This window comes from Micromonospora sp. BRA006-A (genome assembly GCF_033433935.1).
In the GTDB taxonomy this organism is placed as follows: domain Bacteria; phylum Actinomycetota; class Actinomycetes; order Mycobacteriales; family Micromonosporaceae; genus Micromonospora; species Micromonospora aurantiaca.
Map to the genome: position 1 here is coordinate 3,764,770 of NZ_JANCLW010000001.1, position 20,259 is coordinate 3,785,028.

At 75.2% G+C, this 20,259-nt stretch carries 15 protein-coding genes; 4 read left to right on the forward strand and 11 right to left on the reverse strand.

Annotated elements, in window-relative coordinates; translation table 11 throughout:
* Window positions 1-6: 6 nt before the first annotated feature.
* From NMK34_RS17155 to pdhA, 4 genes are all read right to left on the reverse strand, one after another.
* Entirely contained in the window at window positions 7-1,278 is a 1,272-nt protein-coding gene (locus tag NMK34_RS17155; RefSeq protein WP_318334262.1) for a L,D-transpeptidase, read from the reverse strand.
* A gap of 595 nt (window positions 1,279-1,873) precedes the next feature.
* Window positions 1,874-3,373 carry a dihydrolipoamide acetyltransferase family protein gene (locus NMK34_RS17160; RefSeq protein WP_318336364.1) on the reverse strand — a complete coding sequence of 500 codons (1,500 nt, stop codon included), beginning with the start codon at window positions 3,371-3,373 and terminating at the stop codon, window positions 1,874-1,876.
* A gap of 167 nt (window positions 3,374-3,540) precedes the next feature.
* Complete coding sequence (locus NMK34_RS17165) at window positions 3,541-4,545, reverse strand: alpha-ketoacid dehydrogenase subunit beta (RefSeq protein ID WP_318334263.1); 1,005 nt, start codon at window positions 4,543-4,545, stop codon at window positions 3,541-3,543.
* Complete coding sequence (gene pdhA, locus NMK34_RS17170) at window positions 4,545-5,744, reverse strand: pyruvate dehydrogenase (acetyl-transferring) E1 component subunit alpha (protein WP_318336365.1); 1,200 nt, start codon at window positions 5,742-5,744, stop codon at window positions 4,545-4,547. Before pdhA ends, NMK34_RS17165 begins: the two co-directional genes overlap by 1 nt.
* 72 nt (window positions 5,745-5,816) lie before the next feature.
* Between pdhA and NMK34_RS17175 the strand changes: the two genes are divergently transcribed.
* Window positions 5,817-6,323, forward strand: a complete 507-nt coding sequence (locus NMK34_RS17175) for an Lrp/AsnC family transcriptional regulator (RefSeq protein ID WP_013286599.1) — start codon at window positions 5,817-5,819, stop codon at window positions 6,321-6,323.
* A 4-nt stretch (window positions 6,324-6,327) separates the two neighbouring features.
* On the opposite strand, the gene NMK34_RS17180 is transcribed toward NMK34_RS17175, so the two are convergent.
* The 6 genes from NMK34_RS17180 to NMK34_RS17205 are packed head-to-tail and all read right to left on the reverse strand — an operon-like array spanning window position 6,328 to window position 17,566.
* A complete protein-coding gene (locus tag NMK34_RS17180; protein WP_318334264.1) occupies window positions 6,328-7,308 on the reverse strand; it encodes a DNA polymerase domain-containing protein in 981 nt (326 codons plus the stop codon).
* Between the two features lie 34 nt (window positions 7,309-7,342).
* On the reverse strand, window positions 7,343-9,367 hold the full coding sequence (locus NMK34_RS17185; RefSeq protein WP_318334265.1) for a hypothetical protein: 2,025 nt from the start codon (window positions 9,365-9,367) through the stop codon (window positions 7,343-7,345).
* Between the two features lie 9 nt (window positions 9,368-9,376).
* Window positions 9,377-10,489, reverse strand: a complete 1,113-nt coding sequence (locus tag NMK34_RS17190) for a VWA domain-containing protein (RefSeq protein WP_318334266.1) — start codon at window positions 10,487-10,489, stop codon at window positions 9,377-9,379.
* Complete coding sequence (locus tag NMK34_RS17195; RefSeq protein WP_318334267.1) at window positions 10,486-12,786, reverse strand: DUF5682 family protein; 2,301 nt, start codon at window positions 12,784-12,786, stop codon at window positions 10,486-10,488. The genes NMK34_RS17190 and NMK34_RS17195 overlap by 4 nt, the downstream gene beginning before the upstream one ends.
* Window positions 12,783-13,886 (reverse strand): AAA family ATPase, encoded by a 1,104-nt coding sequence (locus NMK34_RS17200; protein WP_318334268.1) that lies wholly within the window; start codon window positions 13,884-13,886, stop codon window positions 12,783-12,785. Before NMK34_RS17200 ends, NMK34_RS17195 begins: the two co-directional genes overlap by 4 nt.
* The gene (locus NMK34_RS17205; RefSeq protein ID WP_318334269.1) at window positions 13,883-17,566 is read right to left on the reverse strand and encodes a DUF4132 domain-containing protein; all 3,684 of its coding nucleotides are present in this window, start codon (window positions 17,564-17,566) and stop codon (window positions 13,883-13,885) included. Before NMK34_RS17205 ends, NMK34_RS17200 begins: the two co-directional genes overlap by 4 nt.
* A 22-nt stretch (window positions 17,567-17,588) precedes the next feature.
* Between NMK34_RS17205 and NMK34_RS17210 the strand changes: the two genes are divergently transcribed.
* Window positions 17,589-18,110 carry a response regulator transcription factor gene (locus tag NMK34_RS17210; RefSeq protein WP_318334270.1) on the forward strand — a complete coding sequence of 174 codons (522 nt, stop codon included), beginning with the start codon at window positions 17,589-17,591 and terminating at the stop codon, window positions 18,108-18,110.
* Between the two features lie 18 nt (window positions 18,111-18,128).
* Here NMK34_RS17210 and NMK34_RS17215 read toward each other — a convergent pair whose 3' ends face one another.
* Window positions 18,129-18,458 (reverse strand): hypothetical protein, encoded by a 330-nt coding sequence (locus tag NMK34_RS17215; RefSeq protein WP_135240406.1) that lies wholly within the window; start codon window positions 18,456-18,458, stop codon window positions 18,129-18,131.
* A gap of 135 nt (window positions 18,459-18,593) precedes the next feature.
* On the opposite strand from NMK34_RS17215, the gene NMK34_RS17220 reads away from it, so the two are divergent.
* Both NMK34_RS17220 and NMK34_RS17225 read left to right on the forward strand, forming a co-directional pair.
* Window positions 18,594-19,325, forward strand: coding sequence for a histidine phosphatase family protein (locus NMK34_RS17220; protein ID WP_318334271.1), 732 nt, complete (start codon window positions 18,594-18,596; stop codon window positions 19,323-19,325).
* The gene (locus NMK34_RS17225; protein WP_318334272.1) at window positions 19,309-20,172 is read left to right on the forward strand and encodes an NAD(P)H-hydrate dehydratase; all 864 of its coding nucleotides are present in this window, start codon (window positions 19,309-19,311) and stop codon (window positions 20,170-20,172) included. The genes NMK34_RS17220 and NMK34_RS17225 overlap by 17 nt, the downstream gene beginning before the upstream one ends.
* Window positions 20,173-20,259: the final 87 nt, after the last annotated feature.

Sequence of the window (20,259 nt, forward strand, 5' to 3'; positions counted from 1 at the left end):
CCAGGTTCAGCCGCCGCTGTTGCTCCGCGAGGGGGCCGGGGCCGGTGACGACCCGCCGGCCACCGCGCCCGGGTGCGGCGTGGCGCTCTGCGTGGGCTTCAGCCCCGCCGGTACGGGCAGCGCGCTGCCCTTGGCGAACTCGTCCCAGCTGACGTTCCAGGCGGTGAAGCCGTTGCCCTGGTCCAGCTTCACCTCGGTGCCCTTGACCGTCACCAGGTCACCGACCTGCGTGAAGCCCATCAGCCAGTCCGCGGCGGTGGCCGAGACGTTCGTGCAGCCGTGCGAGGTGTTGGTGTAGCCCTGTTCTCCCTCCGACCACGGCGCGGAGTGGATGAACTCACCACCCCAGGTCAGCCGCTGGGCGTCGTCCACGTCGACCACGTAGCCGCCGTTCGGCTCGCCCCGGGTGTCGAAGGTGGTGTGCTCGTGCTTCTCCATGATCACCATGGCGCCGCTGGACGTCGGCGTGCTCTCCTTGCCGAGGCTGACCGGGATCTTCTTGACCGCCTTGCCGTCCTCGTAGGCGGTCATCTGCTTGGTCGCGTTGTCGATGTCCAGCGTCACCTCGCGGCCGACCTTGGCGCTCGCGACCCGGTCGGAGTCGCCGACCGCCTCCTTGCCGATCGGCAGCCCCTCCAGGGCGCTGCGCACGCTGATCTTCGTGCCCGGCTTCCAGCGGTCCGGCGCCCGGTACTCGGCCTGCTTGCCGTCGGCCACCCAGGACCAGGTGCCCGGCTGCGGTGGATCGGTCTTCACGAACAGCCGGCGCTGGACGTCCGCGCGGGCCTCCTTGGGAATCGGCGGGTCGAATCCGAGCACGACCGGCATCGCCGTCCCGTACGTCTGATTCGGCCGGAAATACAATTCGCTGGTGACTGCCGGTTTGGTGGATTTGGCCATCGTCGTGAACGTCGTCTTCTGCGTGGCGGTCCTGCCGGAATCGCCGGTCGCGGTCACCTCCGCGGTGTACGTCCGGGAATTGGCGAGCGGCCGGTCCGGCACCCAGCCGGAACCGTCCTCCCGCGGCTGGGCCGGCACCGCGTTGCCCTTGTCGTCGGTCAGCTTGACGGCTGTCACCCTGCCGTTGCTCACCTTCGTGCCCACCTCCGCGCTGATCGGCACGTCCCGGGTACTGTCGGCCGGCGTCACGGAGACCGACGGCGGCGCCGCCTCGGCCCGCTTCGCCACCGACTTCGGGCCGGCGGTGCACGCGCCAACCGCCAGCGGCGCGGCTGCGACGGTCATCGCGAAAAGCGTCAGTCGGCGCCTCGCAAACATATTTCGCCCCCCATTTCCGAACCCTCTCGCCCACATTCTGTAGGCGCGGGATCACGCCGTGGCTCCTTCGGCGGAATTGCTCGGAAACAGCTGCGCGAATTGTGCCGGACAGGTAATTCCCGTCCCCGGTTGCGCCCCACGCGCCCTCCGCCCGGTTCCCCACCCCCTCACCCACCGCCGGGCTCGCCCCCGGTCCGTCGATCATGAGGTTGGCGGCGGATAGCGTCCATTTTGTCCCCGTCAACCTCATGATCGACGGACGGAGGCGCGAGGCAGAGCGCGATCTTGGTACGAAACGGCCCCCATAGGGGCACTTTCGTACCAAGATCTCGACCGGTCCCACCCGTCGGAACAACGATCTCGCAAGGGCGGCGCTGGACACCGCAGGCCGGCCGAGCCCGGCTCTCGTCCGCGCCACCCGCACTGCCGCCGCGCCGCCCGCACCACTGCCGCGCGATCTTGCAGTTTCGGCCCTGGAGAAGGGTGCGAATCGGGCACACCGCGGGCCGCAAGTGCAAGATCGCGAGCGGGCGGGCGGCGGGGACGGAAGCGGCCCCGGCTCTCCGTGGGGAGGGCCGGGGCCGGGACGGCGGGGTCAGACGTTGGCTACCAGGAGGGCGGGCTGCTCGACGCAGTCCGCCACGTGGCGCAGGAAGCCGCCGGCCACGCCGCCGTCGCAGACGCGGTGGTCGAAGGTGAGGCTGATCTGGGTCACCTTGCGGACGGCGAGCTGCCCGTCCACCACCCACGGCTTGTCCACGATCCGGCCGACGCCGAGCAGCGCCGCCTCCGGGTGGTTGATGATCGGCGTGGAGCCGTCCACCCCGAACACGCCGTAGTTGTTGAGCGTGAACGTCCCGCCGGTCAGCCGCGCCGGCGGCAGCGTGCCGGCCCGGGCCGCCGCAGTGGTCTCGGCGAGCGCGGCGGCCAGCTCCCGGGTGGTGAGCCGCTGCGCGTCGCGCAGCACCGGCACGACCAGGCCCCTGTCGGTCTGCGCGGCGATGCCCAGGTGCACGCCCGCGGACTGGATGATCCGCTGGCCCTCGGTGTCGACGTGCGCGTTGAGCTGCGGGTACCTCCGCAGGCCGCTGAGGCAGATCCGGGCCAGCAGCGCCAGGATGCTCACCGGCGTGTCAGGGGTGGCCGCGTTGATCGCGGCGCGCGTCTCCAGCAGGCCGGTGGCGTCCACGTCGACCCAGATGGTCACCTCGGGGATCTCCCGCCGGCTGCGGGAGAGCTTGTCGGCGATCACCTTGCGGATGCCGGTGAGCGGGATGACCGTGTCGCCGTCGCCGGCCGGGACGAGCCCGACGTGGGCGGCATGGGCGGCCGGGGCGTCCGGCACCGCTGCGAGCCGGGTCGCCGGTGCGGGGGCGGCCACGGCGGCGTCCAGGTCGGCCCGGCGGATCACGCCGCCCGGCCCGGTGCCGCGCAGCGACGCGAGGTCGATGCCGTGCTCCTTGGCCAGCCGCCGCACGATCGGCGAGATGACCAGCGGCGCCGACCGCACGCCGGTCGGTGCCGGCTCAGCCGAGCGGTCCGCCGGGGCGGCCGTGCCGTTCAGAGCCGGCAAGCCCGCCGAATCCGGGCCCGCCGGACGCGACGAACCCGCCGGAACCGGACCCGCCGGAGCGGGAGAGCCGACCGGAGCCGGAGCGCCGGCCGCCGGACCGGACACGGGGTCCGCCGCGGCCGGCGTACCGGGCTCGGGGGCCAGCGCCAGCCGGGGCCGGCGCCGTCGGCGTCCCGTACCGCCGTGGCCGGTGCCGTACCCGATCAGGACGTTGCCCGACCCAGCCCGCTCCTCCTCACGGTAGGTGGCGTGCGGGTCGGGAGCGTCGTCGAGCGGGGCGATGGTGATGAGTGGCTGGCCGACCGGGCGTACCTCACCGGCCGCGCCGTGCAGGGCCACGACCCGTCCGGCGTACGGGCACGGCACGTCGACCACGGCCTTGGCGGTCTCCACCTCGACCACCGTCTGGTCCACGGTGACCACGTCGCCGACGGCGACCCGCCACTCGACGATCTCCGCCTCGCTCAGCCCTTCCCCGAGGTCCGGCAGAAGGAAGTCCCGGGGTCCGACCGCCGCTGTCATGCCGTGCGGGCCGGGCATGCCCTCACGGCCCTCGCTCCGCTCGGTGCGTTCGGTCATGCCGTGCTGACCGGGCATGCCCTCACGGCCCTCGCTCCGCTCGGTGCGTTCGGTCATGATGTGCCGGCCGGGCATGCCCTCACGGCCCTCGCTCCGCTCGGTGCGTTCGGTCATGCCGCCACCCACCTCGTGTCGGGCTGGTCGTCCCACTGCAGCCGGGCCACGGCGTCCAGCACCCGGTCGACCGACGGCAGGTGGGTGTGCTCCAGCATCGGCGCCGGGTACGGGATGTCCAGGCCGGACACCCGCAGCACCGGGGCGTGCAGCGCGTGGAAGCAGCGTTCCTGCACCCGGGCGGCGATCTCCGCGCCGACGCCGGCGAAGCCCTGCGCCTCCTGGATCACCACGCACCGGCCGGTACGGCGTACCGAGGCGGTGACTGTGGCGTCGTCGAACGGCACGATGCTGCGCACGTCGACGACCTCCAGGTCCCAGCCCTCCTCGCGGGCGGCCTCGGCGGCGGCCAGCGCCACCGGCACCGCCGGCCCGTACGCGATCAGCGTCGCGTCCGTGCCGGGGCGGCGTACCACGGCGCTGCCGATCGGCGCGGTACGGGCGGGCAGCTCCGCCTCGGCGCTGGTGAAGTAGAGCTTCTTGGGCTCCAGGAACACCACCGGGTCCGGGTCGTCGATGGCGGCGCGCAGCAGCGAGTACGCGTCGTCCACGGTCGCGGGCGTGACCACCTTCAGGCCGGGGGTGTGCGCGTAGTACGCCTCGGACGAGTCGCAGTGGTGCTCCACGCCGCCGATGCCACCGGCGTACGGCACCCGGATGACGATCGGCACGCTCAGCGCGCCACGGGTGCGGTTGCGCAGCTTCGCCACGTGCGAGGCGATCTGCTCGAACGCCGGGTACGCGAACGCGTCGAACTGCATCTCGACGACCGGCCGCAGCCCGGACATGGCGAGGCCGACGGCGAACCCGACGATGCCGGCCTCGGCGAGCGGGGTGTCGAAGCAGCGCTTGTCGCCGAACCGGGCCTGAAGCCCGTCGGTGATCCGGAAGACGCCGCCGAGCTGGCCGACGTCCTCGCCGAAGACGAGCACGCGGTCGTCGTCGAGCATCGCGTCGGCGAGCGCGGCGTTGAGTGCCTTCGCCATGGTCATGGTGGCCATCAGTCGTCCCCCTCCGCGTCGGCGGCCAGCTCGGCCCGGACCATCTCGCGCTGCTCGACGAGTTGCGGCGTCGGCTCGGCGTACACGTGGTCGAACAGGCTCAGCGGGTCCACTGTCGGCTGGGAGTCCATCCGGCGGCGCAGCGTCGCGGCGTACTCCTCGGCCTCCTCGGCGATCGCCGCGACGGCGGCGTCGTCGAGGACGCCCTTGGCCCGCAGGTACGCCTCGAGCCGGGCGATCGGGTCGCGGTCGCGCCACGCCTCGACCTCGTCGGCGTCGCGGTAGCGGGTCTGGTCATCGGCGTTCGTGTGCGGTTCCATCCGGTACGTGTGCGCCTCGACCAGGTAGGGGCCCTTGCCGGCGCGGGCGTGCGCGACGGCGCGCTCCAGCACCGCCAGGACGGCCACCGGGTCGTTGCCGTCTACCTGCTCGCTGGGTACGCCGTAGCCGACGCCCTTGTACGCGAGGCTGGGCGCGGCGGTCTGCCGGGACAGCGGCACGCTGATCGCGTACTTGTTGTTCTGCACCAGGTAGACGACGGGCGCCTTGAACACGGCGGCGAAGTTGATGCCCTCGTGGAAGTCGCCCTCGCTGGTGGCGCCGTCGCCGATGAACGCCAGCGCCACGGTGTCGCGCCCCTGGTACGACTCGCCGTAGGCCAGCCCGGCGGCGTGCACGCACTGGGTGGCGAGCGGCGTGCACTGCGGCGCGGTGTGCGTGGCGGCCGGGTCGTACCCGCAGTGCCAGTCGCCGCGCAGCAGCGTGAGCACCTCGACCGGGTCGAGGCCGCGCGCGGTGAGCGCCATCGACTCGCGGTACGTGGGGAACACCCAGTCGTCCTCGCGCAGCGCGAGGACGCCGCCGATCTGGCACGCCTCCTGGCCACGCGCGGACGGGTAGACGGCGAGGCGGCCCTGCTTGGTCAGCGCGGTGGCCTGCACGTCGAAGCGGCGGCCGACGACCATCCGCCGGTACATCTCGCGCAGCGTCTCGACCGGCGGCTCCGGGTAGTCGTCGCGGGCCGGCAGCGGGGTCCCGTCGGGTTCGAGCAGCCGGACCGGCTCCCGCTGCGGCATGAAGCCGGCCGACGGGTCGGGTGCGGCCGGGGTGGACTTCCGGCGGGTGCGCGGGGATGCCCTGCGGACCGCCTGGGGTGTGGTCGTCACGGCGGGGACCTCCTGGACGTGTGGTGGCCCTATGCTCCCGGTCGTGGATGATTGACTCAACATGCGGGATGAACGCGGGACGAATGGCACAGGAGGGCGGCTGAGGTGAGCCAGGAGACCGGCGCCACACCGGGCGCGGCGGGCGGAACGGGACGTTCGGCCGGGCCGCTGGACGAGGTGGATCGGCGGATCCTGCGCGAACTGGTCCGCGACGCCCGCACGTCCATCCGTACGCTCGCCGAACGGGTGCACGTCTCCCGCACCAACGCGTACGCCCGGGTGGAGCGGCTGCTGCGCGACGGCGTGCTGACCGGGTTCACCGCGCGGGTCGCGCCGGAGCCGGCCGGGCTGGGCACCTCGGCGTACATCGCGCTGACCATCGAACAGAACACCTGGCGGGAGGTCTCCGCCGAGCTGGCCCGGGTGCGCTACATCGAGCACGCGGCGCTGCTCAGCGGCGAGCACGACGTCCTCGCCCTGGTCCGGGCACCGGACAACGCGACGTTGCGGGACGTGGTGCTGGACCGGGTGCAGAGCATCGCCGGGGTGCTGTCCACACGTACCTGGCTGGTGTTCGAGGAGTTCGACGGTACGCAGAGCCCCTGGGACTGACCGGTCAGCGTTCCGGCGGCGACTCCAGCCCCTCGGCGTCGGCCCGCTCCAGCAGCGCCTCCAGCGAGTACCGCCGCCCGTCCAGCCCGGCGTGCGGGTCGCCCCGCCCGGCGAACCGCGCGGGCATGCTGAGCACGTCGAAGTCCTCCGGGCGGGCGTCGTCCAGCTCGGACCACTCCAGCGGCGCCGAGACCAGCGCCGCCGGCGTCGGCCTGATCGAGTACGCCGAGGTCATGGTGTGGTCGCGGGCCATCTGGTTGTAGTCGACGAAGACCGGCCGGTCCCGCTGGTCGCGCCACCAGGTGGTGGTGACCAGGTCGGGCAGGCGGCGCTGCATCTCCCGGCCCAGCGCGAGCACCGCCCGCCGGCACTCACCGAAGCTCCAGCGCGGCTCGATCGAGACGTAGACGTGGATGCCGCGCCCGCCGGTGGTCTTCGGGAAGCCCTCCAGGCCCAGCTCCGTCAGGAACGCGCGTACCTCGTGCGCCACCGGCACCACCCGCGCGAAGTCGACACCCGGCATCGGGTCGAGGTCGATGCGCAGCTGGTCGGGGTGTTCCACGTCGTCCTTCGACACCGGCCACGGGTGGAACCGCAGCGTGCCCAGGTTGGCCGCCCAGATCACCACGGCCAGCTCGCTCGGCGCGACCTCGTCGGCGGTACGCCCACTGGGGAACGTGATGTGCGCGGTGCGGACCCAGCCGGGCGCGCCCGCCGGGAGCCGCTTCTGGTAGAACGCGTCGCCCTTGTTGGTCTGCCGGGTGGCGACCTTCGCGCCCTCGAACACGCCGCGCGGCCAGCGTTCCAGCATCGTCGGCCGGTCCCGCAGCGCGCGCAGGATGCCGTCGCCGACGGACAGGAAGTAGCTGATCACGTCCAGCTTGGTCAGCCCGCGCTCCGGGAAGTAGGGCTTGTCGGGGCTGGAGACGCGGACCAGCCGCTCCCCCACCTGGATCTCCTGCGCCGCCGTGGTCGCCACCGTCACACCGTAGCGACCCGGACCGGCCGTGGGGACCGGCTCACCGGGACTCCGCCGTCAGCGACAGCCGGATCCAGGCGTCCACCCAGGCCCGTACCGCCGGTTCGCCCGGGTCGGCGCCGAGCGCACCGGCCAGGGCGGACACTGTCGCGCCGCAGCGGTCCAGGCCGACCGCGGCGAGCCCGGCCGCCGTCGCGTGCAGCCGTTCCGGGAACCCGGCCGGCAGGTGCCGCAGGCCGGTGTGCGCGGCCTGCGCGAGCAGCGCCGACGCCGCACCCAGCGCCGCGGCGACCGGGTCGGGCCGGGCGTCGACCGCGCCGGCCAGCCGGCCGTCGCCCACCCCGGGTGCCAGATCGGGTACGACCACAGCGTCGGCGACCACCGCCAGCGGCTCGACGACGAGCCCGTCGGCGCCCCGGCGCACCGTCCCGCTGACGTAGCGCGGCGGCCCGTGCGTGCCGTCCAGCGCGGCCGCGAGCGCGTCGAGTGCACCAGGGGCGGCGGCGTGGTGGGCGGCGGTGATCGTCGCCGTGCCGCCGTCGGCCCCGGCCACAGTGGCGTGCAAACGCTGCTCGCCGGCCACGTACCCGATGGCGCGCACCTCGCCGAGCGCGAGCACCCGCACCGACTCGGCGGCGGTGCGGGGACGCAGCAGCCGGGGTGGCCGCCCGGCCAGCTCGGCGGCGAGCGCGTCCGGGTCGCGGGTGAGCAGGCCGGGCGGGAGGCCGGACCACTCCCCCGCCCCGGGGGTGACAGTGGTGCGGGCCAGCCGGCCGGCGGCGATCCGGAGCCGGTGCGCGGCGCTGCGCACCGCCGACTCGGAGACCACGTTGCCGGTGGCGAGCGCGCCGAGCGTGGTGCCGGTGACGCGCCGCCCGGCCAGTTCGTGGCCGGTGGGCGGGCCGTCGTCGGTGACCGGGTAGGCGCGGCGCAGCACCAGCACCGAGACGGCCGCCGGATGGGCGAGCACCACGTCCACGCCCACCTCGCCGCCACTTTCGCGGACCCGGGCACCGAGGCCGGTCAGGCGTACCCGCCGCAGCGGCGTCTCCGCCGGCTCGTGGGTGCCGAGTACCCGCTCCGCCGGGGTGGCGCCGGCGTTGACGACCGCGCGCCGCCGGGCGGGCAACTCGGCGAGCAGGTCGGCGAGGGTCTCCGGCCGGTACCGGGCGCCGCGCGCGGCGTACGCCTCCAGTTGCCCGGCCACGTCCTCCACGGCGAGCAGCGGCCAGCGCAGACCGGCCGCGTCGAGGTCACGGCGGACGGCGGCGAGCCGGGCGTCCACGCCGGAACCCAGGTGCGCGGCCCCGGTCAGCAGCACGTCGGCGGCGAGCCCCACCGCCGCGTCCAGCGCCGGATGCTCCGTCACGGTGGCGGTTCCGCCGACGTGTACCTGCGCCTCGGGACGGTCCGGGTGTTCCCGGTCGGCCGCCCGGCACGCCCACACGGCGAGCGCGATCGCCTCGCCGCCGTCGCCGGCCGCGTCGCCGCGCGCGTACCCGATCCGGCGGGGCACCAGGAAGCGGACCGTGCCGGTGGGCAGCTCCACACGCGGGACCGGGTCGGCGGCGTCCGGCCGGTGGACCACGGCGGCGTAGCCGCGCCGCAGCCGCCGTCGCGCGGCCGTGAGCGCCGGGGTGCCGATCGCGGCAGCCAGTTCCTCGTCGGTGACGTCGCCCGGCGACCACCGCCACGCCTCGCTCCCGGCTGCGGTGTCCTCCCGGGCCCGCGCGGCCTCCCCGTCCCGCGGGGCCTCGCGGTCCGGGGCGGCCTCGCGGTCCGGGGCGTCGGCGTACGTGCGCTGGTACGTCAGCACGACGGCGAGCAGGTGCCGGCACACGCCGGGCGCCGGGCAGGAGCAGATCCCGGCCGCGAGGCCGCCGCCCACGGGCAGCGTCACAGTCACCCCGTCCGGGTACGCGGCACGCACCGCGCCGCCGGCGTCCTCGGTGAGCGCGGGCAGCTCGCCGGCGTCGACCTCCTTCGTGGCGCGCTTCACCAGGCCCCTGTTGCTCAGTGCGGCCAGCACGTCCGGGGTGAGCGCGATCAGGTCGTCACGGGTCATCCGGTCCCCCTACCGGCCCACGTGCTCGGCCACGAACGCGGCCAGCTCGCCCGGCGTCATCGCGCCTACTGCCGCGCCCACGTCGGCCAGCCGCTGGGCGGTGGCCCGGTCGTACGCCGGGTCGGCCTCCTCGTCCAGCGCCGCGAGGGCGAGCACGTGCGTGCCCTGCTCCACGAGCTGCTTCACCGACCGGACCAGGCGTCCGGCGTCGCCGCCCTCGTAGAAGTCCGACACCAGCGCGACGATGGCCCGGCGTGGGTTCTCCACGAGTTGCGCGCCGTACGCGACCGCGCGGGCGATGTCGGTACCGCCTCCGAGCTGCACCTTCATCAGCAGCTCCACCGGGTCGTCCACGTCGGAGGTCAGGTCGACCACGTCGGTGTCGAACGCGACCAGGTGGGTCCGTACGCCGGGTAGCCCCCACAGGCAGGCGGCGGTCACCGCGGCGTGGATCACCGAGCCGAGCATCGAGCCGGACTGGTCCACCAGCAGGATCACCTGCCAGCGGTCCAGGTGCCGGCGGGTACGGGAGAAGAAGTGCGGCTGCCGGACGTGCAGGCGGCGCTCGTCCGGCCGCCAGTGCGCCAGGTTCGCCCGGATGGTGCGGCGTACGTCGAAGTTGCGGGCCTGCCGGAACCGGCTGGGGCGTCGCGCGCGGGGCCCGGAGAACGACTGCCTGATGTCGGCGGCCAGCCGCTCGACCAGTTGCCGCACCACCGCCTCGACCAGCTTGCGGGCCAGCCGCAGCACCTGCGGATCCATCAGGTGCTTGGTGCGCAGCACCGCGCGCAGCAGCGCCGGGTTCGGCTCGACCCGGGCCAGCACCGCCGGGTCGGTGACGACCTCGTGGATGCCGTACCGCTCGACCGCGTCGCGTTCCAGCCGCTGCACCGTCTCCTTCGGGAACAGCCGCGTGATCCCGTCCAGCCAGTCCACAGTGGTCAGCGCGGACGGGCCGGACCCCCCACGCCGCACGTCGCGGCGGCCGAGTTCGGCGTCCCGGCCGTAGAGCCAGTCCAGCGCGGCGTCCCGGCCGGCCGCCTCGGCTGACAGGCCGCCCAGGCTGTCCTGCGCGGCGTCGCCGAGCACCAGCCGCCAGCGTTCCCGCATCGGGTCGGTCACGTCCGGTCCCCCTCCCACAGCCCCTCCCGGGTCAGCACCGCGTCGACCCGTTCCTCCACCGCGCGGGCGGCGGCCACCAGCAGCGGGTCGGCGTCCAGCCGCAGCAGGTCACCGGGCGGCGCGCCGCCGCCGTGCAGCGCCTGCACGTGCCGGGCCACCTCCGCCCGCTCCCGGGGCGGGAACCAGCCGAACGCCTGCCGCAGCGCGGGCAGCGCCACCAGGAAGTCGTGCGCGCCCATCGCGGCAAGCAGTTCGTCCACCACTGTGAGCAGCGCCGCGTCGCCGCTGACCACCTCCTCCCGGGCCAGCGCGAACAGCCCGGACAGCCAGTCGCCGAGCGTGTCCGGCGCGGCCACGGCCCGGACCGCGCGGGCCGCGTCCGGCACGTCCCCCAGCGACCAGGCCAGGCCCAGCGCCGCGCCGCGCAGGTCCGGCGGGGCCGCCGGGTCGGCCGCCACCCGCCCGGCCACGGCCAGCGCGCCGTGCCGGTCGAGCCCCAGCGCCGGGCCAGCGTGACGGACCGCGTCCCGGACCGCGACGAGCGCGGCGAGCCGGCCCGGGTCGGCCGGTGCGGCCGTGGCGCGCACACCCTCGACGAGCCAGAGCGCCCGGCGTACGGCGGCGGTGATCAGCGCGCCGAGCGGGGCGGTCCCGGCGCTGCCGAGCAGCCGGTCGTGCCGCCACAGGGCCAGCGCCACTGCGAGCGCCCGGCCCAGCGCCCGCAGGTCGGTGACCGAGCCGGTGGCACGGGCGATCGCGGTGAGCGTCCGGTTGGAGTGCTCGGGCAGCCCGGCCAGCGCGGTGTCGAACAGCGTCGTGGCGAGCGCGTCGACGTCCGCGCCGAGCAGCGTCACCCGCTCCTCGATCCGGGCGGTGACGGCGTCCAGGACGGTCGGCCCGTACCCGCCCGCCTCGATCACCCGGGCGAGCCGGTCCGCCGACGGCGCCGGCGACCAGCGTTCGGTGAGCAGCGCGTCCGCGCCCACCCGGGGGCCGCGTTCGCGGACGTGACCCGGTACGTCGAGCAGCCGCAGCCGGTGCAGCAGGCGGCTGCGGGCCAGGTCGTCGGCGGCTGTCAGGTCCAGTTCGGCCGCCTCGTGCGGATCGATCCGGTGCCGTGCCAGCTCGGCGTCGACGTCGTGGACGAGCGGCGGCAGCGGCGTGTCCGGGTGCAGGCGGCCGACCCGGTCGCCGCTGAGCGCGGCCACCATCTCCACCACCACCGGGTGGGCGCCGGGTGCCAGGGTGCCCCGGGTCGCCCACGGCAGCGGCTGGTCGAGCGCATCGGTGACCAGCGCGGACACCAGGGCGTCGAGCACGTCGACCCGGCCCGGGTGGGCGTGGCCGCGCAGCCGGGCCAGGCCGCCGGCCATGCTCCGGGCGGCGATCAGGTCGGCGGTGGAGACCTGCTGCCGCCGGGTGCGCAGCCGGGCCGCCACCGCCTCGGTGAGCGCCTCCGCGGCCCGGCGCGGGCCGTCCTCCCACACCCGCTGGTAGTACGCCGGTGACGGCATCCCGGACTGGTAGCCGACGAACGCGTCCAGGCGCCGGAACGAGTACGGCACGAGGTAGCTGCCCGCCACCGCGTCCGGTGCGGGAGCGGGAACCTCCGGCCAGTCGTCGTCCGCTGCGTCGTCGCCGGCGGTCAGCCGGACCAGGGCGGGACGGTGGAAGCCGCCGGTCACCACCAGCACCGGCCGGCCGGCGGCCCGGCGCCGGGCGGCGCGTACCCAGCGGGCCATGTACGCCTCCCGGGCGGTGTCGTCAGCCCCGGCCGCCGACTCGCCGCGCAGCACGTCGAAGTATGTGTCCAGGCGCTCGGCGAGCCCGTCGTCCGGACCGATCTCGAACAGGTGGTCCCACAGCGCGTCCACGTTGTCCACGGCGAGTGTGGCGCACAGCCGGCGCACAGCCTCGGCGTACCGCTGGTCGGCGTCGGCGTACCGGTTGGCGCGGTCGGACAGCGCCGGATGCCACGCGGGCAGGTCGATGAAGCGCAGCTGCGCGCCCACCTCTCGACCGGCGGTCAGCGCCACCCACTCCGGCGAGTACGCGCAGAACGGGCTCCACGAGGCGTGCCGCCGGGTGCCGTCGCGGTGCGCGGTGAACACGGCGATCGGCAGCTCGTGGTCTAGCAGCAGCTCGTCCATCCGCCCGTTCAGGTCAGCAGGCCCCTCCACCAGCACGTACGCCGGGCGCAGCCGCGCCACCGTGGCCGCGACCAGCCGGGCGCAGGCCGGGCTGTGGTGCCGGACGCCGAGGAACGTGACGCCGCCGGGCGCCTCGACGGTGCTCACCCGGGCAGCAGGTGGCGGGCGTCGTGCACCGCCCGCCACTGCGCGCCGGAACGGCGGGACACCTGCTGCTCCAGGTAGCGCCGCAGCCGGGCCAGGTCCTCCGCGTCGTCCTTCGCGGCGGTGCCGGCCAGGCAGGCGACCAGGTCGGCGGCGTCGCCGGGTTCCCCGCGCAGGAACCAGCCGCGCAGCCCGACCGCGTGCGCCACCGACACCGCCTCGGCGGTGCTCATCACCGCCGACAGCCGCTCCATCGCGTCGCCGCGTTCGGTGATCCCGGTCCGCAGCTCCCGGAACGTGGTGACCAGCACCTCCAGCAGGTCGCGCCGGGGCGGCGCGGTCACGCCGGAGCGGCGCAGCAACTCGCCCGCCTCGGCCTCCACCAGTTCCAGCTCGGTGCCGAGGTCGGGGATCGGGAAGACGGTCTCGAAGTTGAACCGCCGCTTGAGCGCGGCGCTCATCTCGTTGACGCCCCGGTCCCTGGTGTTCGCGGTGGCGATCACGTTGAAGCCCTCACGGGCGAACACCATGGCGTCGGCGCCCGGCAGCTCCGGAACGGCGAGCACGCGGTCCGACAGCGGGGAGAGCAGGCAGTCCTGAACCTCCAGCGGGCAGCGGGTGATCTCCTCGAAGCGGACCACCCGCCCCTCGGCCATGCCGCGCAGCAGCGGCGCCGCCACCAGGGCGCGCGGCGACGGGCCGTCGGCAACCAGCAGCGCGTAGTTCCACGAGTAGCGGATCTGGTCCTCGGTGGTGGCCGCGCCACCCTGGATGGTCAGCGTGGAGTCGCCGCTGACCGCGGCGGCGAGCAGCTCCGACAGCAGCGACTTGGCGGTGCCGGGTTCGCCGACCAGCATCAGGCCGCGGCTGGTCGCCAGCGCCACCAGCGCCCGGTCGATCAGCGACGGGTCGCCGACGAACTTGCGCCGGACCCCGGCGGCCGGGTCGCCGAGGATGAACCGGCGCGCGGCGCGCAGGCTCAACCGCCAGCCCGGCGGGCGCGGGTCGCTGTCGTTCGCGGCCAGCGCGGCCAGCTCGTCGGCGTACCGCACCTCGGCCGGAGGCCGCTGCGCTCGCTCGGCGGACGGGTCGAGCGCGGTCACCGGGTCACCTCCGCCAGGTCGCGCAGCACCTCGGAGAGGGTGACGTCGTCCAGGTCGCCGAGGCGGACCTTGCCGTCGCGCTGGAACCAGCCGCCGTACGGCACGTCGTTGACCCAGATCGCCTCGATCTTCTGGTCCGGGAACATGTCGACGATCCCGACCGCGATGCCGGGGTCGAGGTCGATCACCACGGCCCGGCCGCCGGGAACCTCGCGCTCCAGCCAGCTCTGGATGCCCGCGTCCTGCGGGTCGCCGCGCCGCCAGCCCCGCCGTTCCAGGCTGAGCAGCCGCCCGGCCGGGACCGTGACACCCGCGTGCCGCCGCAGCAGCGTCTCCGCGCGCTCGGCCGCGTCCAGCCGGAACACCTCCCGGCCGAGCTGCGGGAACGGCTGGAGGATCTCGTAGTCGGCGAAGACCTCCGCCCAGGCCGGCACCGCCGCACCGAGGCTCAGCGGATGCGCGATGGCCACCGTCGCGTCGTCCGGCAGCGTGTACGCCTCGTCGTCGACGTCGGCGAGCGTGCGGTCCTCGGCGACCCGGAACGCGCTGACCACCTGACCGGCGTCGTCCACAGTGGCCCAGACCAGCCGGCGGACGACGTGCCAGAGCAGCGGGTGGGACAGGAAGTAGCGGCGGAAGTCGGCAGCCGGCCAGCGCCGCCCGATCACCATCGCCGACTCGAAGCGGCGGATCTGGTCGGCGGCGAGCGTGCGTACGTCCTTCTTCAGGCCGGCGAAGCGCTTGTGCGCGGCGGGCGCCAGCGTGGCGTCGTCCCGCGCGCCGGGCTTGGGCAGGTCCTTGCGGCGGGCGCCGGCGCCGTCCACCACGTACGGCTTGAGCTGCTCGTCGAAGCCGACGGTGAACCGGCGTGGCCCGTAGTCGAGGACCAGGCTGCCGTCGGCGTCCAGCCCGAGGTCGGGCACCAGACGGTCGCCGAGCTGCTCGGGCGTCAGGCCCAGCCCGTCGGCGACCTCGGTGACCTTGCGCGCCGCCTGTTCCCGCAGGCCCCGGAACTTCACCTTCTGCGAGATGCCGTAGAGGTGCATCAGCGCCACATCGGTGCCGATCTGCGCCAGCACCTCCAGGCCGGTCACCGCCCGGGTGTGCTGGCTCTCGCCCGGCCAGGCCCGCACCAGCGGCGCGAGCCGCCGCGCGGTCGAGTCGTCGCCGAGCAGCCCCAGCGCGGTGAACGCCCAGCCGTCCTTCGACGGCGCGCCGGCGCTCTGCCAGCTCTCGAACAACGCCCAGACGAACTCCGTCAGGGAGTCCGTGTCGCACGCCGCGCGGACGACCTCCACCCCCGGGTACGGCTCGCCGGGCGCGGAGATGGCGAGCATCGTGCAGAGGTGGCGTACCGCGTCGGCGGGCAGCGCCGCCGAACGGTCCCGCAGCAGCACCTGCGGCAGCACCGCCGGGTCCAGCCACGCCGGCAGGCTCGGCATCCGGGCCGGGAGCTGGGCCAGCGGGTCGGCGTCGAGCATCGCCGTGGCGGCGGCGAGTGCCTCCTCGCCGTGCTCCCGGGCCACGTCGAGGAGCACCTCCCGGTGCTCCGCGGCGACCAGGCGCAGCGCCCGCTCGGCGGCCCGGCGGCGCGGGCCGGGCGTGCCCAGGGCCGCAGGCAGCAGCGCCCGCGCGGCGTACTCCGGGTGCCGCCGCAGCCAGGACCGGGCGACCGGGCGGACCGTCTTGAGCCGGTCGAGCCAGTCGGCCATCAGGTCGGCGACCTCACCGTCGGCGTACGGCAGCAGCACCTCGCCGACGCTCTTCGGCGCGGTGCGGGCCAGGTGCAGGGCGGCGGGCAGCGCGTCCAGCTCGTACCGGCCGGCGAGGCGGGTCATCCACCCGTCGGCGCCCCAGGACTCGTCGGGACGCCAGGCCGGCAACAGCGGCCGGGCCAGCTCCTCGGTGGCCCGGACGAAGAAGTGGATCGCCGCTGACGATCCGGCTCGCCCGGCGGCGACCTCGGCGGCAAGCACGGTCAGGTCGTCGCCCCGCCACCAGCCGGACCAGCGGGGCACGACCGCGGCCCACCGCTCCCGCTCGCCCGGCAGCCAGGCCGTGGCGGACCCGGCGGGAGGGGCCAGCCCGTCCACCACCGGCGGGGTGGACCGTGGGCGCCGGACCGACCACGGCGGGGACACCAGCACCGGCGGCAGCCGGTCCGGCCCGGCGACCGGCAGCGCGGACGCGTCGTCGCGGATCCGCTCGACCCGTTCCCGCGCCGCCGGATCCAGCGCCGGCAGCGCCGCCTCGACGGCGGCCGGATTGGCCAGCACGTGGGCACGCAGCAGGGTGGCGGCCTCCCGCGCGGCCGGGCTGCGCCCCTCGGCGGCGGCGGACAGCAGGCGCACGCCGCGCACCGGGAAGCGGCGCAGCATCTCCGTCATCGCGGGCGGGACGTACTTACGGTCCAGCCGGTCGAGCAGCGCCGCCATCGACTCGTCACCGGGCAGGGCGGCCAGCAGCGACACGAGCCGCTGCCGCGCGTCCGCGCCGACGTGTTCGTCGTCGAACCACCCGGCCAGCACCGGCGCGATCGGCGGCCCGACCGCCGCCGTGACGGTGACGATCGGCGCCTGGTCGTACATCAGCCGGTAGACCTGCAGGTGCCCGGCGAGGTTGTGGATCGCGTCCACGTCGTCGACCGCACCGAGCAGCAGTTCCGCGAGCAGCGGACCCCCCTCGCGCGCCACGTCGGCGACGTCCTGGGCCACCCACTCCCGCTCGGTCGGCAGCAGGAACGAGGTGACCACCCGCGCCGCCAGCGGCCCGGACCGGTACGGGACCAGGGCGGCGCGGGCCGCTGCGTAGTCGGCCTCGCGGGCCGCCGCGAGATGCGCGCGGACCCGGCGTAGCACCCCCTGGCGCAGGCGCCAGTGGCCGTAGTTGTGCGCCTTGTTCACCTCGGCGCGGCCCAGCGAAAGCGGAGACGCCGACCCGGTGGCCGCCACGGTGATCTGCTCGGTCGCGGCGACCGCCGCGCCGGCCGGGCCGAGATCGGCGGCCAGCAGGTCGGCGAGGGCCACCCCCTGCTGGTCGCGTGCGTGATAGCCGAGCGCCACGGCCACTGCCGCCACCAGCGCGGCACCGCCCAGCGGACCGGGCTGGCCGTCGAGGTAGCCGCGCAGCGCCGGGCCCAGCTCCGGATCGTCGGTGGCCCGTGCGGTGGCGGCGACCGGTGCGGCCACCGAGTCCAGCACCTTGCGGCCGGCGGCACGGCCCTTCGCGGCGCTCGGCAGGCCCGGGCCGGGTGTGCCGCCCCGGCGCGGGACCAGCATCCGCCGCCAGGCGGTCGGAACCTCGAACGCGTCCTCGTCCGGCAGCTCGCCGGCTTGCGATGTGGCCGACGGCGCCCCGGCCAGGACGCTACCGGCCGAACCGGCGGCGGCCGGATCGGAACCGGCCGTTTCCGGGCCGCGGCTCGACGCAGCCGGCTCGACGGCGGGCGTTCCGGTGTGCCCGGCGGACGGCGCGACCGTCGCCTCGGCGTACCCCTTGCGCAGTTTCTCCGCGATCAGCCGGTCGGCGTGCGCGGCGGCCTCGGCCGGCGAACCCAGTTCCTTGACCTGGGTGCGGCCCTGCGCGCCGATCGATCCATAGCGGACCGTCACCGTCGCGTCGCTCTGCCCGACCTCCCAGAACTTGGCCGAACCGCCGCCCACGAACTCGAATCTGCGCACACCGTCTCCTTGATCGCCCGCAGTGTGCGGGGACCATAACCGGCCCCACCGACACCCGCGACGCCGCCGGGCGCGCTACTCGCTCCGCAGTGCCGTCGCGGCGCCCCGGATCGTCATCCTCACCACGTTCGACCTGGACCAGTACGTCTACGCCGCGCTCGCCGCCGGGGCGAGCGGCTTCCTGCTCAAGGACGTGACGCCGGAACATCTGGTGGCGGCCGTACGCATGGTGCAGGACGGTGACGCGCTGCTCGCACCGGCCATCACCCGCCGGCTGGTGCGGCGCTTCGCCCGCCGCGACCCGGAGACGGCGGCCGTGCACCGCGACCTGGCCACGCTGACCCGGCGCGAGACGGAGGTCCTGCGCCTGCTGGCCGGCGGCCTGAGCAACGCCGAACTCGCGGAGGCGCTGCACCTGTCCGAGGCGACGGTGAAGACCCACGTCGCCCGCATCCTCGCCAAACTCCGCCTGCGCGACCGGGTTCAGGCGGTGGTGGTCGCCTACGAGACGGGCCTCGTGAGTCCCGGCTCGCCGGAGGGCTGACCGGTCCGGCGACGGCCGTCAGGTGATCAGCAGCGCACCGACGACGATCAGCGGCACCGAGACGAACAGGAAGATGCCGACGCCGGTGAGCACCCGCCCGCCGCCGCCGTCCTCCCGCTCGGGCGCGAGACCGAAGGTCGAACGGGCCGGCAGCATGCCGATGCGGCTCAGCGTGAGGTCGCCGGTCATGCCGATCACGGCGCCGACGATCATGAACGCCACGCCCAGCCGGTGCGTGAAGTCGCCGCCGCCGACCGCCACCCAGATGCCGACCGCCGCCGCGATCACCACGGCGGCGATCAGGAAGAGCACCAGCGCCTCCCGCAGGCCCCGCACCACCGTCGCCATGTGCGCCTCCCTCGGACCCGGGCCGTCCGTCCCGCGTCGTGGGACATTGTGCCGGGTCGATGCACCGCGGCGCAGTCCCGCGTCGGGCCGGTCCGGCACGGTTATCCCCGGTCGAGCCCGGGTACCGGGAGCCGCATGGCGGAGTTGGGATCGCTCTGGATCGTCCGGCACGGCGAGAGCACCGCGAACGTGGCGGCCACGGCGGCCGAGACGTCCGGCGCCGAGCTGATCGACCTCACCCACCGGGACGCCGACGTGCCGCTGTCGCCGACCGGCGAGGAACAGGCACGGGCGACCGCCCGCTGGCTGGCCGGGCTGCCGGAGTCGAGGCGGCCGGACGTGGCGGTGGTGTCGCCGTACCTGCGTGCGGTTCGCACGGCCGAGCTGGCGCTCGACGGCACCGGGATCCCGGCGAGCGTCGACGAGCGGCTGCGCGACCGGGAGCTGGGCGTCCTCGACGGGCTCACCGCCCACGGCGTGACCCGGCGCCACCCGGAGGAGGCGCAGCGGCGTACCCGGCTCGGCAAGTTCTACTACCGCCCGCCCGGCGGCGAGTCCTGGACCGACGTGGCGCTGCGGCTGCGGGCGCTGCTCGGCGACCTGCGCCGCGACCACGAGGGGGGCCGGGTGCTGCTGTTCGGCCACGACGCGCTGGTCTTCCTGCTGCGCTACCTGGTGGAGGGGCTCACCGAGGCGGAGCTGATGGCGCTGACCCGTGAGCACGTGATCGCCAACTGCTCGGTCACCGCCTGGCACGCCGACGACGCCGGCCGGCTCGTGCCGGAGGTGTTCAACGACGTCGCCCACCTGCACCGGCAGGGGGCGAAGCCCACCAGGGAGGACGAGGTCAATGCCGAGCCGGTCTGACGTGATCACCCCCGCGCTGCTGCGGGACTGGGCGCTGCCGGTGCCCACCGGCGGCAAGGAGGCGCGCGGCACCGTGCTGGTGGTCGGCGGCTCCCGGTTCACCCCCGGCGCGGTGCTGCTGGCCGGGGTGGCCGCGCTGCGGGCCGGCGCCGGTGTGCTCCAGCTAGCCGCGGCCGAGTCGACTGCGGCGTCGCTGAGCATCCAGGTGCCCGAGGCGCTCGTGATCGGCCTGCCGGAAACCGGCGACGGCGCGGTCCGCGGCGACCCGGGCGACCTGCTCCGCGGCCTGGTCACCGAGGCCGACGTGGTGGCGGTCGGACCCGGCCTGACGGACATCGAGGCCACCGGGGAGCTGCTGCGCCTGGTCCTGGACGCGGCCGGCCGCCAGACCGCGTTGGTGCTCGACGCGTACGCGCTCGGCGCGCTCAGCCACGCGCCGGACCTGCTGGCCGGGGCCGGCCGCAAGGCGGTGCTCACCCCCAACCTGACCGAGGCGCGGCACCTGCTGGGCCGCGACCCGGGCGACGACCTGGACGCCGAGGCGATAGAACTGGCCGGCCGGTACGACGCGGTCGTCTCGCTGTACGGGCACATCGCGACGCCGGACGGCCGGGCCTGGCGCGAGGAGAGCGGGGACGCCGGACTGGGCACCTCGGGCAGCGGCGACGTACGGGCCGGGCTGCTCGCGGGCCTGCTCTCCCGGGGCGCCGACCCGGCGCAGGCGGCCTGCTGGGCGGCGTTCGCGCACGCGGTGAGCGGGCAGCGGCTGGTCCCCCGGTACGGGCGGATCGGCTTCCTCGCCCGGGAACTGCTCGACGAGATCCCCTACACGATCGCCACCGTCTGACGATCCACGTCACCGGACTCCCCCGACGTGTAACACCCCGGGAGGCGGTGGCGCTGGTCCGGGCGAGGCCGGTACTGCGCCGAGCCT

What these genes read in the sequence shown, in the direction of transcription:
- NMK34_RS17155 (WP_318334262.1), bottom strand. Translation starts at nt 1,278, where the DNA reads ATGTTTGCGAGGCGCCGACTGACGCTTTTCGCGATGACCGTCGCAGCC.
- NMK34_RS17160 (WP_318336364.1), bottom strand. Translation starts at nt 3,373, where the DNA reads ATGACAGCGGCGGTCGGACCCCGGGACTTCCTTCTGCCGGACCTCGGG.
- NMK34_RS17165 (WP_318334263.1), bottom strand. Translation starts at nt 4,545, where the DNA reads ATGGCCACCATGACCATGGCGAAGGCACTCAACGCCGCGCTCGCCGAC.
- NMK34_RS17185 (WP_318334265.1), bottom strand. Translation starts at nt 9,367, where the DNA reads ATGACCCGTGACGACCTGATCGCGCTCACCCCGGACGTGCTGGCCGCA.
- NMK34_RS17215 (WP_135240406.1), bottom strand. Translation starts at nt 18,458, where the DNA reads ATGGCGACGGTGGTGCGGGGCCTGCGGGAGGCGCTGGTGCTCTTCCTG.
- NMK34_RS17220 (WP_318334271.1), top strand. Translation starts at nt 18,594, where the DNA reads ATGGCGGAGTTGGGATCGCTCTGGATCGTCCGGCACGGCGAGAGCACC.
- NMK34_RS17225 (WP_318334272.1), top strand. Translation starts at nt 19,309, where the DNA reads ATGCCGAGCCGGTCTGACGTGATCACCCCCGCGCTGCTGCGGGACTGG.